The following is a 17,232-nucleotide window of genomic DNA, read 5'->3' on the forward strand; positions in this document are numbered from 1 at the left end:
GCAATGAAGTTGATCAAGAAGCATGAAGCTAAAGAGCCAGATAGCAATGAAGCGCATCAGCGGCTTTTACGGCTCAATCAACTCCTACTTAACTGTGATAGCGCCACCTTTGCACTGGATGCTTGGTGTACGGAATACGGATCGCAAACGAGTGGGGTCTATGCCGAGCGTTTGGCTGATGAAACGGAAGTCATCGATTCGCAGGTGATAGCCCTTCTTGAGGTGTCTGAGGGCGAGGCACTTGCTTATCGCAGGGTGTATCTGATGTGGGGTGGTGTTGTCCTTGCGGAAGCTGAGAATTGGTACCGCCTCCAAATTTTAAGCAGCACCATGAAGAAGCGTCTTGAGCATACTTCGATTGCATTTGGACGTGCTGTTGAGTCCTTAAATTTTCGCAGAAAACTTCTATCTGCAGAACTGCTCTGGCCTTGTGGTGAAAGCCCTTTGCCGAAAAATGTTCTTCGCCATTCCGCCGTTCTGGAAACTGGGGCAGGCGTTCCCTTCAGCCTTGTCAAGGAGACATACTGCAAGTCTGTTCTCTTCATTTGAGACCCTTGCTAGGCCGTTTGGTGGCTCCCTTGGTGACATCAGCAAACGTCCCTGTTATGGACAAACCGCTTTAGGGCGGCAGTTGCCCGCTAACAAGGAGGGGTTCGATGAGCGTTCACGCCAATGCAAATGTAATAGTGGGCGAGGGTGCTTCTCAGGTTGTATTCGGCAACGATAAGCGCCTCTCGTTGATTTGCGGCCCATGCCAAATGGAAAGCCGCGAACATGCTTTCATGATGGCAGGTGCGATTAAGGACATTTGCGATAAGCTGAACATCGGCCTTGTTTACAAATCATCTTTCGACAAGGCCAACCGCACTTCGCTTTCTGGCAAGCGCGGTATCGGCCTTGATATGGCAATGGAGATTTTCGCCGATCTGAAAAAGGAATTCGGCTTTCCAGTGTTGACTGATATCCACACGGAAGAACAATGTGCGCTTGTCGCTGAAACTGTCGATGTTCTGCAAATCCCAGCGTTCCTTTGCCGACAGACGGATCTTCTCGTTGCAGCCGCCAAAACAGGCCGCGCAATCAACGTGAAGAAGGGCCAATTTCTGGCACCATGGGATATGAAAAACGTCCAGGCCAAATTTACGGAAAGCGGAAATCCGAATGTGATGCTGTGTGAACGCGGCGCATCGTTCGGCTACAATACACTCGTTTCCGATATGCGCTCATTGCCGATCATGGCGTCGCTTGGGTCTCCGGTTATCTTTGATGCTACCCATTCCGTTCAACAACCGGGCGGGCAGGGCGGTTCCAGCGGTGGCCAGCGGGAATTCGTGGAAACTTTGGCGCGCGCTGCAGTGGCGGTTGGCGTTGCAGGTGTATTCATTGAAACTCATGAAGATCCGGACAATGCGCCATCTGATGGCCCGAATATGGTGAAGCTTGAAAACCTGCCTCGGTTGCTTGAAACGCTGCTGGCATTCGATGCTGTTGCAAAGCAGGGTTCAAGATGAAGATGCGGCGGGACCTGTCATGTTCCCGCCATTGTATTTTGCGTTTCTTTTAGTAAGACAATCCCATACATTTCCTTCCCACCACGTAACAGGATAGGCTCATGACAGCTATTACCGACATCATCGCGCGCGAAATTCTTGACAGTCGCGGCAACCCGACGGTCGAGGTGGACGTGCACCTGGAAGATGGCAGCATGGGTCGTGCAGCCGTGCCGTCTGGTGCTTCCACCGGCGCGCACGAAGCCGTAGAACTGCGTGATGGCGGCAAGCGCTACCTCGGTAAGGGCGTTGAAAAGGCGGTCGACGCCGTCAATGGCGAAATCTTCGACGCTCTTGGCGGTCACGATGCTGAAAACCAGATCCTGATCGACAACCTCATGTGTGAGCTAGACGGTACGCCGAACAAGTCTCGCCTTGGTGCAAACGCGATCCTTGGCGTTTCTCTTGCTGTTGCAAAAGCTGCCGCCGAAGCTTCCGGTCTACCGCTTTTCCGCTACGTTGGCGGCCCGAATGCGCGCCTACTGCCAGTACCGATGATGAATATCATCAATGGTGGCGCGCACGCCGATAACCCGATCGACTTCCAGGAATTCATGATCATGCCGGTGGGTGCTGAAAACATCCGAGAAGCCGTTCGCATGGGTTCGGAAGTCTTCCACGTTCTCAAGAAAGAACTGGCGGCTCAGGGTCACAACACGAATGTCGGCGATGAGGGCGGCTTTGCTCCAGGCCTCGAAAGTGCTCCTGCTGCACTCGACTTCATCATGAAGTCGATTGAAAAGGCGGGTTACAAGCCGGGCGATGACATGCACATTGCTCTTGATTGCGCATCCACCGAGTTCTTCAAGGACGGCAAGTACGTTCTGGAAGGTGAAGGTCGCACCCTCGAGCCGGAAGCCATGGCCGATTACCTGGCGGAACTTGCAGCCAAATACCCCATCATCTCCATCGAAGACGGCATGGCAGAAGATGACTGGGACGGCTGGAAGGCGCTGACGGACAAGATTGGATCCAAGGTTCAACTCGTTGGAGACGATTTGTTCGTCACGAATTCCGCTCGCTTGCGGGACGGGATCAAGATGGGCGTCGCAAACTCCATTCTGGTCAAGGTCAACCAGATTGGTTCGCTGACCGAGACGCTGGATGCCGTGGAAACCGCGCACAAGGCGCGTTACACAGCTGTTATGTCTCACCGTTCGGGTGAAACGGAAGACTCGACGATTGCGGACCTCGCCGTTGCGACAAATTGCGGACAGATCAAGACAGGTTCTCTCGCTCGTTCTGACCGGCTCGCCAAGTACAACCAGCTGATCCGCATTGAGGAAATGCTGGGGCCGCAGGCCTCCTTCGCAGGTCGTTCAATTCTTCGCGCCTGAGTGGCGGCTCGAAACCTGAAGTTGAGGCGGTGATCTTTCTGGTCGCCGCCTTTTCTATTTTACCCGCCGGGCCATGGAAGCGTGGTCAACGATTGGTTAAGCAAGTTCTGTCAGTTTACGCTTGGTAATGCGTGATAGGATTCTTGCATGTGGACGAAGCACCATAAAGAGCGAAAACTGGGACGGTTTGTCCTGCCCGCAATAACGATCGCATTCGTATCCTATTTCAGCTACCATTCCATCCACGGCGAGCTTGGGTTGATCGCAACTGAAAAGTTTGAGCACACTCGAGTTGAGCGCGCTGCAGCACTTGAGAAGCTGGTTGCAAAGCGAGAAGCCCTAGAGCGCCAGGTACGGCTTTTGAGCGATGGCTCGCTGGAAAAAGATATGCTGGATGAGGTTGCTCGTTATCAGCTAAACGTCTCACGTGACGATGAAATAACGATTTTCAAAAACTATTTCTGATTAACCGAAAACTTGTTAATCCAATAATTGTTTATTTATTTCAATAACTTGAACAACATGTGAGCCATGCAAATATAGCATTGCTGGCGCGCATAAACTTCCCTATGGTACATTCAACCAATCAAACACGCAGGGAGGTTATGAATGGCGCTGAAGCAATCCGCGTCCGCATCCGGTCGCAAGACGGCGGCGAAGCCTGCAAAGAAGGACTTCAACGGCGGTACCATTGTTGAGTTCACCAAAGAGCAGGAACTTAGCGCGTACCGTGAAATGCTCCTCATCCGTCGATTTGAAGAAAAAGCTGGCCAACTTTATGGCATGGGCTTCATCGGCGGTTTCTGTCACCTCTACATCGGTCAGGAAGCTGTCGTAATCGGCATGCAGATGGCGATGAAGGAAGGCGACCAGACCATTACCGGATACCGTGATCACGGCCATATGCTTGCAACGGGCATGACAGCGCGCGGCGTTATGGCTGAGTTGACAGGGCGTCGTGGCGGCTACTCCAAGGGTAAGGGTGGCTCCATGCACATGTTCTCGAAGGAGAAGCATTTTTACGGCGGTCACGGAATCGTCGGTGCTCAGGTTTCGCTCGGCACGGGTCTTGGCTTTGCGAACAAATATCGCGGCAATGACAACGTATCAGTCGCCTATTTCGGCGACGGCGCGGCAAACCAGGGCCAGGTCTATGAAAGCTTCAACATGGCCAACCTGTGGAAGCTCCCGGTCATTTACGTGATTGAGAACAACCGCTACGCCATGGGGACATCGGTTGCTCGTGCGTCTGCTCAGACGGACTTCTCGCAGCGCGGTGCGTCCTTCGGCATTCCTGGCTTCCAGGTGGATGGCATGGATGTCCGCGCCGTCAAGGCGGCGGCGGATGAGGCGACGGAACATTGCCGTTCGGGCAAGGGTCCGATCATCCTCGAAATGTTGACCTACCGTTATCGCGGTCACTCCATGTCCGACCCTGCAAAATATCGGTCAAAGGACGAAGTGCAGAAGATGCGGTCCGAGCATGATCCGATTGAGCAGGTTCGCGCGCGCCTCCTTGAAAAAGGTTGGGCAAGCGAAGAAGATCTGAAGGCAATCGACAAGGATGTTCGCGATATCGTCGCTGACAGCGCCGATTTTGCTCAGAACGATCCGGAGCCGGATGTATCCGAGCTCTACACCGACATCCTGCTGTAATCGGGGAGGGAACCCATGCCAATTAATATTCTCATGCCCGCCCTTTCTCCGACTATGGAAGAAGGCACCCTTTCCAAATGGCTGAAAAACGAAGGTGATAAGGTCACCTCCGGCGATGTCATTGCAGAAATTGAGACTGATAAGGCTACCATGGAAGTGGAAGCCGTGGACGAAGGCGTTATCGGCAAGCTTTTGATTGAAGCCGGCACTGAAAACGTCAAGGTGAACACGCCCATTGCAGTTCTGCTTCAGGACGGTGAAAGTGCTGATGCCGTTGATGCGGCTACGAAGCCCACAGCCGCGAAGGCCGATGCTGATACGCCAGCAGCGACGAGCGATGCCGCTGGCGGCAAAGCGCGTCAGTCTTCTGAAGAGCCTACGTCTTCTGCAGACAGCAAGGTGCCCGCAGCGCCAAAGGTTGATGTCGCCTCGGATCCCGATATTCCATCAGGTACCGAAATGGTGATGACCACGGTTCGCGAAGCGCTTCGCGATGCCATGGCTGAAGAAATGCGTCGTGACCAGGACGTCTTCGTCATGGGCGAAGAAGTTGCTGAATACCAGGGTGCATACAAGATCACTCAGGGCCTGCTGCAAGAATTCGGTGCTCAGCGTGTGATCGACACACCGATCACCGAGCATGGTTTTGCAGGCGTAGGCGTTGGCGCAGCCATGGCTGGTTTGAAGCCAATCGTCGAGTTCATGACCTTCAATTTTGCCATGCAGGCAATTGACCAGATCATCAACTCGGCTGCCAAGACGCTCTATATGTCTGGTGGTCAGATGGGTGCGCCCATGGTGTTCCGCGGCCCCAATGGCGCTGCCGCTCGCGTTGCGGCACAGCACAGCCAGGATTACGCCGCATGGTACAGCCACATTCCGGGTCTGAAGGTTGTCGTGCCCTACACGGCTGCTGATGCCAAGGGTTTGTTGAAGGCTGCCATTCGTGATCCGAACCCGGTGATCTTCCTCGAAAACGAAATTCTCTACGGTCAGTCTTTCGAAGTGCCGAAGCTGGATGATTTCGTTCTGCCGATCGGCAAGGCACGCATCCACCGCAAAGGCAAGGATGTGACGCTAGTCTCATGGGGCATCGGCATGACCTATGCGGTCAAAGCTGTCGCTGAACTGGAACAGGCTGGCATTGATGTCGAGCTGATCGATCTGCGGACCATCCGTCCAATGGATATTCCGGCCATTATCGAATCCGTCAAGAAGACAGGCCGTCTGGTTACCGTCGAAGAGGGCTTCCCACAGTCATCCGTTGGCGATTTCATCGCCAACACGGTCCAGCGCGAAGCGTTCGATTACCTGGATGCGCCAGTCATCACCGTCGCGGGCAAGGATGTTCCAATGCCTTACGCAGCCAACCTTGAAAAGCTGGCTCTGCCGAATGTCGGTGAAGTCGTGCAGGCTGTTAAGGCTGTTTGCTACAAATAAGCGGAGGGCAGGCTCATGCCGATCAATATCACCATGCCCGCTCTCTCTCCGACTATGGAAGAGGGCAACCTTGCCAAATGGCTTGTGAAGGAAGGCGATAAGGTCAAGTCTGGCGATGTCATCGCCGAGATTGAGACCGACAAGGCAACCATGGAAGTGGAAGCCGTGGATGAAGGTGTTGTGGCCAAGATCGTTGTTCCGGCAGGTACGGAAGCGGTCAAAGTCAACGCAATCATCGCCATTCTTGCCGAAGACGGCGAAGATGTCTCCGCTGCGGCGTCGTCTGGCGCAGCCGCTCCAAAGGCAGAAGCAGCGCCTGCTGCTGCCAAGGCAGAAGTCCCGGTTGCAGAAAAGCCTGTGGAAGCACCGAAGGCTGAAGCTGCGCCTGTTGCTATGTCCGGCGAACGGGTCTTCTCGTCGCCGCTTGCTCGTCGCGTCGCCAAGGAAGCCGGCGTGGATATCTCAAAGGTATCCGGCTCGGGTCCCAAGGGTCGCGTCATCAAGTCGGATGTTGAAAAGGCCGCGGCTGGCGGTTCTGCAAAGCCTGCGACAGCGGCATCTCAGGGCCCTGCTGCACCTGCTCCAAGTCTTGCCAAGGGAATGTCGGAAGACGCTGTTCTCAAGCTGTTTGAGCAGGGTTCTTACGAGCTTGTTCCGCATGACGGCATGCGCAAAACGATTGCAAAGCGTTTGCAGGAGTCCAAGCAAACCATTCCGCACTTCTATGTCTCGGTTGATTGCGAACTCGACGCGCTTCTTGCACTTCGTTCACAGTTGAACGCAGCTGCTCCTGAAAAGGATGGCAAGCCGGTCTATAAGCTTTCGGTCAACGACATGGTGATCAAGGCGCTTGCTCTTGCTCTGCGTGATGTTCCAGATGCCAATGTTTCCTGGACCGATAGCGCAATGGTCAAGCATAAGCATTCCGACGTTGGTGTTGCAGTATCGATCCCTGGCGGTCTGATCACTCCGATCATCCGCAAGGCAGAGACAAAGAGCCTGTCTACCATCTCCAATGAGATGAAAGATTACGGCAAGCGCGCCAAGGAGCGGAAGTTGAAGCCCGAAGAATATCAGGGCGGTACGACGGCAGTCTCCAACATGGGCATGATGGGCGTCAAAAACTTTGCGGCAGTCGTCAACCCACCCCATGCAACCATACTGGCGGTTGGTGCCGGTGAGGAGCGTGTTGTTGTGAAAAAGGGCGAAATGAAAATCGCCAACGTCATGACGGTTACGCTCTCTACCGATCATCGTGCAGTCGATGGGGCGTTGGGTGCTGAGCTTCTGGGCGCATTCAAGCGTTACATCGAAAACCCGATGGGCATGCTCGTCTAAGCGGGGAAGGCAAACAATGCGCTCCGTTCTCGCCTATGGTGATAGCCTGACATGGGGATACGACCCAGAGAATCTGGGTCGTCATGCCTACGAAGACAGGTGGACAAGTGTTCTACAGAAGTCGCTTGGCCATGGAGTTAGGGTGATTGCTGAAGGATTGAACGGGCGCACCACGGCCTATGACGATCACTTGGCTGACTGTGATCGCAATGGCGCTCGGCTTCTGCCGAGCGTTCTTGCAACACATAAGCCGCTCGATCTGATCATTATCATGCTCGGCACGAACGATATGAAACAGGGGATCGCAGGTTCCGCAATCCTCGCTGCCAGTGGCATGAAAAGGCTTGTGGAGCTTGTTCGCCATCATATCTGGGGTTTTGATTACGATGCGCCGGACATTCTAATCATGGCACCGCCTCGTATTTGTGAAACCGCCAACAGTGCTTTTGCTGCGATGTTCAAGGATGCGCTGGAGGAGTCTGCCATGCTGGCAACTCTTTATCGAGATCTCGCCGATGAAACTGGCTGCGGTTTCTTCGATGCTGGTTCTGTAGCACAGACAACGCCGCTGGATGGCATTCATCTGGATGCCGAAAATACGCGCGCCATCGGACGGGGAACCGAGCCCATGGTAAGAATGATGCTGGGCCTTTGAAGGCACCAGGTAAAGATTGATCAGGGTCAAGGAGCCTCAACGAAAGATCACGCTAGCATGAGACCGAAATCTTAAGACGGAGGTTCATCATGTCACACACGCCGCACCAACTCGCAGAAGATTTTCCTGAGCATTTGACGAAGATCCGTCATCTTCGGGAAATTGATGGCCACTTTCATCGCCTGTCAAAGGACTATGAAGAGGTGAACCATCGAATTCATCTTGGCGAGACGGATATAGAACCGTGTGATGATCTTCATATGGCTGAGCTGCGAAAGCGGCGCATGGCTTTGAAAGACGAATTATACGGGATGTTGATGCGCACAGAGCCGCTTGTCGCGGATGCCGAAGTCTAAGGCAACGTGGTGCTTCTACTCCCGGAGATAAACAGAAAACGGCGTCAAGCCGGTTCGCTAATCTGAAGGAGTGGAAGCGCCTATGGCTCAATCCTATGACGTCATCATCATCGGCTCCGGTCCCGGCGGCTATGTTACGGCTATTCGTTCGGCTCAGTTGGGTTTGAAGACAGCCATCGTCGAGCGTGAGCATCTGGGCGGCATCTGCCTCAACTGGGGCTGTATTCCAACGAAAGCTTTGTTGCGCTCCGCCGAAATTCTTGACCATGCGAACCATGCCAAATCCTACGGCCTAACGCTGAATGGTACAATGACAGCCGATGTCAAGGATGTCGTGGCGCGTTCCCGCGGCGTTTCGGCTCGCCTCAATGGAGGCGTCGCCTTCCTTATGAAGAAAAACAAGATCGACGTGATCTGGGGCGAAGCCAAACTCACCAAGCCAGGTGAAATTGTCGTCGGCAAGATGACAAAGCCGGTTGTTCAGCCACAGAACCCAGTACCGAAGGGCGTGCTGGGCGAGGGTACGTATACCGCCAAGCACATCATTGTGGCGACAGGCGCGCGGCCACGCGCGCTTCCTGGTATTGAGCCTGATGGCAAATTGATTTGGACCTATTTTGAAGCCATGAAGCCGGACTTCATGCCGAAGTCGATTGTCGTCATGGGTTCGGGCGCGATCGGTATCGAATTCGCTTCCTTCTACCGCTCCATGGGCGTTGATGTCACGGTCGTCGAATTGATGCCCAACATCATGCCTGTCGAGGATGTCGAAATCTCAACCTTAGCACGCAAGCAGCTTGAAAAGCGCGGGCTCAAGATCATTACGGAAGCCAAGGTTTCAAAGGTCGAGAAGGGTGCCAACTCCATCACAGCCCATGTCGAAACGAAGGACGGTAAGGTTCAACAGATCACAGCTGACCGCTTAATCTCTGCCGTTGGCGTACAAGGCAATATCGAGAACCTTGGCCTTGAAGCTTTGGGCATCAAGACCGACCGCGGCTGCATCGTCATCGATGGCTACGGCAAAACCAATATTCCTGGAATCTATGCCATCGGCGATGTTGCTGGTCCGCCTATGCTCGCTCATAAGGCCGAGCATGAAGGCGTTATCTGCGTTGAGAAGATCGCGGGCGTTCCGGGCGTTCATCCGATGGAAAAGAGCAAGATTCCGGGCTGCACCTACTGCAATCCTCAGGTTGCCTCTGTTGGACTGACGGAAGCCAAAGCCAAAGAAGCGGGGCGTGATATACGCGTCGGACGCTACAGCTTCGGCGCCAACGGCAAAGCCATTGCACTTGGTGAAGATCAGGGCATGATCAAGGTCATCTTCGACAAGAAGACCGGTGAGTTGCTGGGTGCGCATATGGTAGGCGCTGAAGTGACCGAACTTATTCAGGGATTCGTGGTTGCCATGAACCTGGAGACGACGGAAGAGGAGCTGATGCACACGATTTTCCCGCATCCCACGCTTTCCGAAATGATGAAGGAAGCCGTTCTGGACGCCTATGGCAAGGTTCTTAATGCCTGATCAACTGGCTGCGCCCCGCTATTGTAGTGGGGCACAGCAACGGCCATATGTGCTGCAAAACGGAGTGCGGTGTATGGAAGGCTTAGGTTTCTTCGGAACGATCATTATCGGCGGGTTGGCGGGTTGGCTTGCAGGAATGCTGATGGACCTGCGCTTCGGCGTCTTCATGAATATTATTCTTGGTGTGGTCGGCGCCGCGCTCGCGACAGCAGTGTTGGAACGTGCGGGTATCTGGGTTGAACCAGGTGTCTGGGGTGGCCTGATCAGCGGTTTTCTTGGCGCTTGCGCTCTGCTATTTGTCGCGAAATTGGTGAGACGCTGATCCACGTCATGGATTAAGGAAAGCATTTTGTCATGGTAACAATCCTCGATCGCATTTCGCCTGATGATGCGAAGCGCGTCCGTCATCCTGAAAAGGCGCATCGCCCGGATACCGAGGTTTTGCGCAAGCCGGAATGGATTCGCGTTAAGGCACCCACGTCCAAGGGATATCAAGAAACCCGTGAGCTTGTTCGTAGCCATAAGCTGGTAACTGTTTGCGAGGAGGCTGGCTGCCCGAACATCGGCGAATGCTGGGATAAGAAGCACGCGACCTTCATGATCATGGGTGAGATTTGCACCCGTGCCTGCGCATTTTGCAATGTCGCCACCGGCAAGCCCAATGCGCTTGACTTGAATGAGCCGGAAAACGTTGCCAAAGCAGTAAAACAAATGGGCCTTAGCCACGTGGTGATCACATCCGTTGATCGTGACGATCTGGATGACGGCGGCGCTGAACATTTTGAAAAGGTCATATGGGCTATTCGTGCGGCTTCACCGCAGACGACCATCGAAATTCTGACCCCTGACTTTTTGAAGAAGCCGGGCGCCTTGGAACGGGTGGTGGCGGCAAAGCCTGATGTTTTCAACCACAATATGGAAACGGTTCCCGGTAACTACCTGACTGTTCGTCCGGGTGCGCGTTACTTCCATTCCATCCGCCTCCTGCAGCGGGTGAAAGAGCTTGATCCAACGATGTTCACCAAATCCGGCATCATGGTCGGCCTTGGCGAAGAACGAAATGAAGTGCTTCAGCTAATGGACGATCTGCGCACGGCAGATGTCGATTTCCTGACGATTGGCCAATATCTTCAGCCGACGCGCAAGCATCACAAGGTCGAAAAATTTGTAACTCCTGAGGAGTTCAAGTCCTATGAGACAGTAGCCTATACGAAAGGCTTCCTGATGGTTTCTTCCAGCCCTCTGACGCGCTCTTCGCACCACGCCGGTGACGATTTCGCGCGTTTGAAAGCGGCACGCGAGAAGAAATTGATTGCGGCCGTATAATCCGGAGGCTCCTCGGTCGATGATAGCAACACAAGAGCCTGTTTCTTCGCTTTCGCTCGTTCAGAATTGAATGGGTGAGGCGCGGCGAACTGTCTCTTGTCAATTCGCGTATGCACGACTAGCTGATATCTATGCCAAAGTTCGAAAATCACCGCCCGGTACGCCACTCACCTGAGGATATGTTTGCTCTGGTGGCAGACGTTGAAAAATATCCCGAGTTTCTGCCGCTTTGCGAAGCATTGACCATCCGATCGCGCAAGGAGCGTGATGGTAAGACACTGCTTGTTGCCGATATGACGGTTGGCTACAAAGCCATTCGCGAAACCTTCACAACTCAGGTCCTGCTCAATCCCGCGGAACTGGCCATCGACGTAAAATACATCGAGGGCCCGTTTAAATATTTGGACAATGAGTGGCGGTTTCGACCAAGCCCTGATGGCTGCGTTGTAGACTTCTCAATCGACTACGAATTCAAAAGCCGCATTCTAGGTGCACTCATGGGATCGATGTTTGACCGTGCATTCAGAATGTTCGCAGAAGCATTCGAGGCTAGGGCAGATAAGGTCTATCAATCAGCTAGCTCTGAGAGCAATTGAAGCGCAGTCTTTATCGTCGCTAAACGAACCTGCTCGCGACCAATATCTCCGTAATGCATTTCTCGGTGGATGATGCCGCCTTCCCTGGCTGTGGCGGCGACGTGAACGAGCCCTACGGGTTTCGAAGCTGATCCACCACCCGGACCAGCGATACCAGTTACGGCGACCGCCATATTTGCATGAGATCTCATCAGCGCACCCTTCGCCATTTGAAGTGCTGTTTCTTTTGAGACAGCGCCAAAGGTTGAGAGGGTGGATAGCTGGACGCCAAGCAGTTCATGCTTTGCCTCATTGCTATAGGTGATGAACCCCCTGTCAACCACAGCAGATGAGCCTGCTACCTCAGTCAAAATGCCGCCGATTAGCCCACCTGTGCAGGATTCCGCTGTTGCCAATTTAAGGCCACGCGCTTCGTATTTGCGAATAAGGGTTTCGGACAAGGCGGCCAGTTCCTCAGGAAACAAGCTCATTGCGGCAATGTCCCGTAGACTACCGTTGCCGTCGCAATGGCAGCAATACCTTCTTTGCGCCCGATGAAGCCAATCTTTTCATTGGTAGTGGCCTTCACTGAGCACCGGTCGATTGAAATTCCTAATACCTCCGCCAGGATCGCTCGCATTGCATCGCGGTGCGGTGCAATCTTTGGAACCTCAGCAATCAATGAAACATCGGCATTGGTGATGATGCCGCCCTTGGCGCGAACAATCTCTGCCGCGTGCGCGAGAAAAATACGAGAGGCCGCCCCCTTCCACTGCGGGTCGGACGGCGGGAAGTGGTCCCCGATATCACCGGCGCCGCATGTCGCCAGCAAAGCGTCGGTCAGTGCATGCAATGCTACATCTGCATCTGAATGGCCATGAAGTTTCAGCTCATGTGGAATAAAAACGCCACACAGTGTCACTCCATCGCCCGGCACAAGTTGGTGAACATCGTAGCCATTACCGGTGCGAACGTCTGGCAGAGGTGATCCGGAATATTTGGCATCAGCCATGGCAATATCCTGTGCTGTCGTGAGTTTTGTGTTTTCCGATGTACCGGGCGCAATAATAACGGCAACGCCATCCCACTCCGCAATCGCGGCATCATCGGTGAAATCGAAGCGGCCAACCGATGCGGCTTTCTCATGCGCTTTCAAAATAGTGGCAAACCGAAAGCTTTGCGGTGTCTGGGCAGCGAACAAGTTCGTTCGCGAAACCGTATCCTGAACAAGCCCCTCTGGAGACGCGCGTTTCAAGGTATCTACTACGGCAGTAGCAGGAAGAACAGCATCATTGCCGGCGAATAAACGCTCCGCAATGCCATCCAACAATCTCGCATCGATGAATGGGCGTGCCGCATCATGAATCATGACATGATCTGGCTGGAGCGGCCCCAAAGCGCGCAGGCCCAAAAGAACAGATTCCTGACGTGTCGCCCCGCCAAACACCTTTATGATACGCTCAGCCCCGCATAGACCTTCGAGCGCCTGGGCGAAAAGAAGTTCATCATCCCGATGAATGACCGTGATCAAGAATTCTGCCTTCTTCCATTGGAGGAAAGCGCGCAAGGTGCGGCGAAGCACGGGCTCTGCGCCGATCAAGCGGTATTGCTTAGGGCCCTGTTCTGGCGATCCAGCTCGCTCTCCACGGCCTGCAGCCACGATCACCACAGCTATCGACATTTCTAGGTTCCCGCTTGGTAAAGCCGCGATTCTTCATTCTCGGCGATTGACTGGGCAGAACTATAGACTCAAAAACGGCTTTTCCACCCGCGTGCACTTTCTGTTGGCAATTATTCTCGGGTTGCTCGAATTGCCCTTGGCAAATTGGTTTTCAGTGAATAAAAATAGGGCAGAAAAAGAACCTGCCCGAAAGATGATCACTTGAGTCATTTCGACCCCTCCACGCCGTTTTTTGTTGGGCCTTTGGCAATTCGCAACAGGGTGGTGCTGGCACCAATGTCTGGCGTGACTGATCTACCGTTTCGGCAGATTGCGTGGCGCTTTGGTGTTGGCCTGGTCGTCACGGAAATGGTGGCCAGCCGCGAGCTCGTTCACAATCGCGGCGAATCCTGGGAACGTTTGCGCAGCACCGGCATCAAGCCTCACATGGTCCAACTGGCGGGGCGAGAAGCGCATTGGATGGCTGAAGCCGCCAGGATCGTCGAGGGCGAGGGTGCGGATATAATCGATATCAACATGGGTTGTCCTGCGAAAAAGGTAACGGGTGGCTATTCCGGTTCCGCCCTTATGAGAGATCCAGACCACGCGCTTTCTCTGATTGAGGCTGTGGTGAAGGCGGTTCGGGTGCCTGTCACCGTTAAGATGAGGCTTGGCTGGGATAGCGAGACCCTCAATGCACCGCACATTGCCAAGCGTGCGGAAGACGCGGGCGTAGCCCTTGTCACAGTTCATGGCCGAACTCGCATGCAGTTCTATGAGGGCCGCGCAGATTGGGACGCTATCCGTGCAGTTCGCGATGTCATTTCCATTCCGCTGATCGCCAATGGTGATGTGCTTTCCAGCGCTGACGTCAGAGAAATTTCTCGTCGTTCAGGTGCTGATGCGGTCATGCTGGGGCGTGGCGCGCAGGGCAGGCCGTGGCATCCGGGTGTCATTGCAGGTGCGCCTGAGCCTTCCAATGCGGAAAAGGCGCAGGTTGCTTGTGAGCACTATTCCATGATGTTGGATTTCTATGGCCGGGAGGCGGGTCTTCGCCATGCACGCAAACACGTGAACTGGTATCTGGAGCAGAACGCAAGTTCCACTCCTGCGACAGTCAGGGCAAACTTGATGACAGAAAAAGACCCTGAGGTTGTGCTGCGTGTTCTCGAAGAGGCATTGCTGAATTCTGAAAACAGCAGTCAAAAGGTGGCAGCATGAGTCCGCACCTGCAGGATAGTGTTGCCATGGCCGTTCTGAATTCCGTTCAGAACCCGGTGATAATGGTCGATCTGGAAGGGCATATTGCATTCGCCAACTGGGAGGCAGAAGCCTTTTTCGGTGCAAGCGCGACGCACCTTGCACGCAATAAGATTTCCACCTTCATTCCTTTTGGAAGTCCGTTGCTTGCCTTGATCGATCAGGTGCGTGAGCGGCGCGCTCCGGTCAATGAGTATCGCGTTGATTTGTCATCGCCACGCCTCGGCCAAGAAAAACTGGTTGATCTTTACGTAGCGCCGGTTGTCAGCGAGGCGGGTGCTGTGGTCATCGTATTTCAGGAGCGCAGTATGGCGGACAAGATTGACCGCCAACTGACGCACCGTGCAGCTGCGCGTTCTGTAACCGGCCTTGCATCCATGCTGGCTCATGAAATCAAAAATCCGCTCTCTGGCATACGGGGAGCCGCCCAGCTTCTTGAAAGCTCGGTACCAGATGAGGACAGACCACTAACCCGTCTCATTTGCGATGAGACCGACCGCATTGTGTCACTCGTCGACCGCATGGAAGTATTTTCGGATGAACGGCCCGTCGATCGTGTTCCTCTCAATATTCACTCAGTACTGGACCATGTGAAGGCTGTCGCAAAAGCGGGCTTCGCGCGTGATCTGAAAATTTCAGAGAATTACGATCCTTCGCTTCCACCCGTTTACGCCAATCGCGATCAACTGGTGCAGGTATTTCTCAACCTCATCAAAAACGCAGCCGAGGCAATTGGCGGACAGGCGGACGGTGAGATCATGCTGACCACCGCCTATCGGCCCGGCATTCGCCTTTCTGTTGCAGGAACACGCGAGAAGATTTCACTACCGCTGGAATTCTGCGTCGTCGACAACGGCCCAGGCGTGCCGACGGATTTGCTCCCTCATTTATTTGACCCCTTCATCACAACGAAGACAAACGGCTCCGGTCTTGGCCTTGCGCTTGTTGCCAAAATTATTGGCGCGCATGGTGGCATTGTGGAATGCGACAGCCAAGCCAGGAAGACTGTTTTCCGCGTTTTGATGCCAATGCATAAAGGCGACGGCCTTCAGGATTGAAGGCTGCTTCCGAACCCGACAGGACGTTTGAAATGACAGCTACCATCCTTGTCGCAGATGACGACGCCGCCATCCGCACAGTGTTGAACCAGGCCCTGACCCGCGCCGGCTACGATGTTCGTATCACGTCCAACGCCGCAACCCTATGGCGCTGGATTTCAGCTGGCGACGGAGACCTTGTGGTTACGGACGTCGTGATGCCGGATGAGAACGCGTTCGATCTTCTGCCGCGCATCAAGAAGGCGCGTCCGGAACTGCCGGTTTTGGTCATGAGTGCCCAAAATACATTCATGACGGCGATCAAGGCTTCAGAGAAGGGGGCTTATGATTACCTCCCAAAGCCATTTGATCTGACGGAATTAATCGCAATTATAGGTCGGGCTCTTTCTGAGCCGAAGCGTAAACCTGCAAAACTTGATGATGATACGCAGGATGGCATGCCGCTCGTCGGTCGCTCTGCTGCAATGCAGGAAATATATCGTGTTCTGGCTCGTCTCATGCAGACGGACCTGACGCTCATGATTACAGGCGAATCCGGTACCGGCAAAGAACTGGTGGCGCGGGCGTTGCATGATTATGGCAAGCGGCGCAACGGCCCCTTTGTCGCAATCAACATGGCGGCGATACCACGTGATCTGATCGAATCCGAGTTGTTCGGCCATGAAAAAGGAGCCTTCACTGGCGCTCAGAACCGTTCCACGGGTCGTTTCGAGCAGGCAGAAGGCGGCACGTTGTTTTTGGATGAAATCGGTGACATGCCGATGGATGCGCAAACGCGCCTCCTGCGCGTTTTGCAGCAAGGCGAATACACAACTGTCGGTGGGCGCACACCCATTCGCACTGACGTTCGCATCGTGGCTGCGACCAACAAAGATTTAAAACAGCTCATCAATCAGGGGCTTTTCCGGGAAGATCTTTATTATCGCCTGAACGTTGTCCCGCTAAGGCTGCCGCCTTTGCGCGACCGTGCCGAAGATATCCCAGATCTGGTTCGCCACTTTATGCAAATGGGCGAAAAAGAAGGCCTGGATGGCAAACGTTTCGATAATGACGCTTTGGATATGATGAAGAGCTATGCCTGGCCAGGCAATGTTCGCGAACTGGAAAATCTCGTACGGCGATTGATGGCGCTCTATCCGCAGGAGGTAATTACCCGCGAGATAATTGAATCGGAACTTCGCTCGGACGTGCCGGATAGCCCCATCGAAAAGATGGCAGCTCGAACAGAGAACCTGACGATTGCACAGGCTGTCGAAGAAAATATGCGGACCTATTTCGCCAGCTTTGGTGATGAGCTTCCTCCGCCGGGTCTTTATGACCGTGTGTTGACCGAGATGGAATATCCTTTGATTCTGGCCGCGTTGACAGCAACTCGTGGTAATCAGATCAAGGCAGCAGACCTTCTAGGCTTGAACCGAAACACGCTCCGTAAGAAAATTCGTGAACTTGGTGTTTCGGTCTACCGCAGTTCGCGCACTGTTTAAGCCGCTACT

General features: G+C 54.0%; 18 protein-coding genes. 16 read left to right on the plus strand and 2 right to left on the minus strand.

Going from position 1 to position 17,232, the window contains the following annotated elements; translation table 11 throughout:
- Positions 1 to 9: 9 nt before the first annotated feature.
- The 13 genes from AC0JZ1_RS02175 (at position 10) to AC0JZ1_RS02235 (ending at position 11,782) form a co-directional block, all read left to right on the plus strand.
- Positions 10 to 549: a hypothetical protein gene (locus AC0JZ1_RS02175; protein WP_471880799.1), complete on the plus strand. Its 540-nt coding sequence runs from the start codon at positions 10 to 12 to the stop codon at positions 547 to 549.
- 107 nt (positions 550 to 656) lie between these two features.
- A complete protein-coding gene (gene kdsA / locus AC0JZ1_RS02180; RefSeq protein WP_471880800.1) occupies positions 657 to 1,511 on the plus strand; it encodes a 3-deoxy-8-phosphooctulonate synthase in 855 nt (284 codons plus the stop codon).
- A 101-nt stretch (positions 1,512 to 1,612) separates the two neighbouring features.
- The gene (eno, locus tag AC0JZ1_RS02185) at positions 1,613 to 2,887 is read left to right on the plus strand and encodes a phosphopyruvate hydratase (RefSeq protein ID WP_471880801.1); all 1,275 of its coding nucleotides are present in this window, start codon (positions 1,613 to 1,615) and stop codon (positions 2,885 to 2,887) included.
- A 147-nt stretch (positions 2,888 to 3,034) separates the two neighbouring features.
- On the plus strand, positions 3,035 to 3,352 hold the full coding sequence (locus AC0JZ1_RS02190) for an FtsB family cell division protein (protein ID WP_471880802.1): 318 nt from the start codon (positions 3,035 to 3,037) through the stop codon (positions 3,350 to 3,352).
- A gap of 144 nt (positions 3,353 to 3,496) precedes the next feature.
- A complete protein-coding gene (gene pdhA / locus AC0JZ1_RS02195; RefSeq protein WP_471880803.1) occupies positions 3,497 to 4,543 on the plus strand; it encodes a pyruvate dehydrogenase (acetyl-transferring) E1 component subunit alpha in 1,047 nt (348 codons plus the stop codon).
- A 15-nt stretch (positions 4,544 to 4,558) separates the two neighbouring features.
- Positions 4,559 to 5,983 carry a pyruvate dehydrogenase complex E1 component subunit beta gene (locus AC0JZ1_RS02200; RefSeq protein WP_471880804.1) on the plus strand — a complete coding sequence of 475 codons (1,425 nt, stop codon included), beginning with the start codon at positions 4,559 to 4,561 and terminating at the stop codon, positions 5,981 to 5,983.
- A gap of 15 nt (positions 5,984 to 5,998) precedes the next feature.
- Positions 5,999 to 7,321: a pyruvate dehydrogenase complex dihydrolipoamide acetyltransferase gene (locus AC0JZ1_RS02205; RefSeq protein ID WP_471880805.1), complete on the plus strand. Its 1,323-nt coding sequence runs from the start codon at positions 5,999 to 6,001 to the stop codon at positions 7,319 to 7,321.
- Positions 7,322 to 7,337: 16 nt separating this feature from the next.
- The gene (locus AC0JZ1_RS02210) at positions 7,338 to 7,976 is read left to right on the plus strand and encodes an SGNH/GDSL hydrolase family protein (protein ID WP_471880806.1); all 639 of its coding nucleotides are present in this window, start codon (positions 7,338 to 7,340) and stop codon (positions 7,974 to 7,976) included.
- Between the two features lie 89 nt (positions 7,977 to 8,065).
- Positions 8,066 to 8,332: a YdcH family protein gene (locus tag AC0JZ1_RS02215; protein WP_471880807.1), complete on the plus strand. Its 267-nt coding sequence runs from the start codon at positions 8,066 to 8,068 to the stop codon at positions 8,330 to 8,332.
- A gap of 82 nt (positions 8,333 to 8,414) precedes the next feature.
- The gene (gene lpdA, locus AC0JZ1_RS02220; RefSeq protein WP_471880808.1) at positions 8,415 to 9,860 is read left to right on the plus strand and encodes a dihydrolipoyl dehydrogenase; all 1,446 of its coding nucleotides are present in this window, start codon (positions 8,415 to 8,417) and stop codon (positions 9,858 to 9,860) included.
- A gap of 73 nt (positions 9,861 to 9,933) precedes the next feature.
- Positions 9,934 to 10,182 (plus strand): GlsB/YeaQ/YmgE family stress response membrane protein, encoded by a 249-nt coding sequence (locus AC0JZ1_RS02225; protein WP_471880809.1) that lies wholly within the window; start codon positions 9,934 to 9,936, stop codon positions 10,180 to 10,182.
- A gap of 32 nt (positions 10,183 to 10,214) precedes the next feature.
- A complete protein-coding gene (gene lipA / locus AC0JZ1_RS02230) occupies positions 10,215 to 11,186 on the plus strand; it encodes a lipoyl synthase (RefSeq protein ID WP_471880810.1) in 972 nt (323 codons plus the stop codon).
- Positions 11,187 to 11,317: 131 nt separating this feature from the next.
- Positions 11,318 to 11,782: a type II toxin-antitoxin system RatA family toxin gene (locus tag AC0JZ1_RS02235; RefSeq protein WP_471880811.1), complete on the plus strand. Its 465-nt coding sequence runs from the start codon at positions 11,318 to 11,320 to the stop codon at positions 11,780 to 11,782.
- Here the strand turns inward: AC0JZ1_RS02235 and AC0JZ1_RS02240 are convergent.
- Entirely contained in the window at positions 11,755 to 12,252 is a 498-nt protein-coding gene (locus AC0JZ1_RS02240) for a CinA family protein (protein WP_471880812.1), read from the minus strand. The genes AC0JZ1_RS02235 and AC0JZ1_RS02240 overlap by 28 nt on opposite strands.
- On the minus strand, positions 12,249 to 13,472 hold the full coding sequence (locus AC0JZ1_RS02245) for a bifunctional 2-C-methyl-D-erythritol 4-phosphate cytidylyltransferase/2-C-methyl-D-erythritol 2,4-cyclodiphosphate synthase (protein WP_471880909.1): 1,224 nt from the start codon (positions 13,470 to 13,472) through the stop codon (positions 12,249 to 12,251). Before AC0JZ1_RS02245 ends, AC0JZ1_RS02240 begins: the two co-directional genes overlap by 4 nt.
- A 171-nt stretch (positions 13,473 to 13,643) precedes the next feature.
- On the opposite strand from AC0JZ1_RS02245, the gene dusB reads away from it, so the two are divergent.
- Genes dusB through ntrC form a run of 3 tightly spaced genes read left to right on the plus strand, consistent with a single transcriptional unit; the run spans position 13,644 to position 17,223 of the window.
- Complete coding sequence (dusB, locus tag AC0JZ1_RS02250; RefSeq protein WP_471880813.1) at positions 13,644 to 14,642, plus strand: tRNA dihydrouridine synthase DusB; 999 nt, start codon at positions 13,644 to 13,646, stop codon at positions 14,640 to 14,642.
- Positions 14,639 to 15,739, plus strand: a complete 1,101-nt coding sequence (locus AC0JZ1_RS02255; protein ID WP_471880814.1) for a two-component system sensor histidine kinase NtrB — start codon at positions 14,639 to 14,641, stop codon at positions 15,737 to 15,739. Before dusB ends, AC0JZ1_RS02255 begins: the two co-directional genes overlap by 4 nt.
- A gap of 32 nt (positions 15,740 to 15,771) precedes the next feature.
- Positions 15,772 to 17,223, plus strand: coding sequence for a nitrogen regulation protein NR(I) (gene ntrC / locus AC0JZ1_RS02260; protein WP_471880815.1), 1,452 nt, complete (start codon positions 15,772 to 15,774; stop codon positions 17,221 to 17,223).
- Positions 17,224 to 17,232: the final 9 nt, after the last annotated feature.

Source organism: Affinirhizobium capsici (assembly GCF_977018625.1).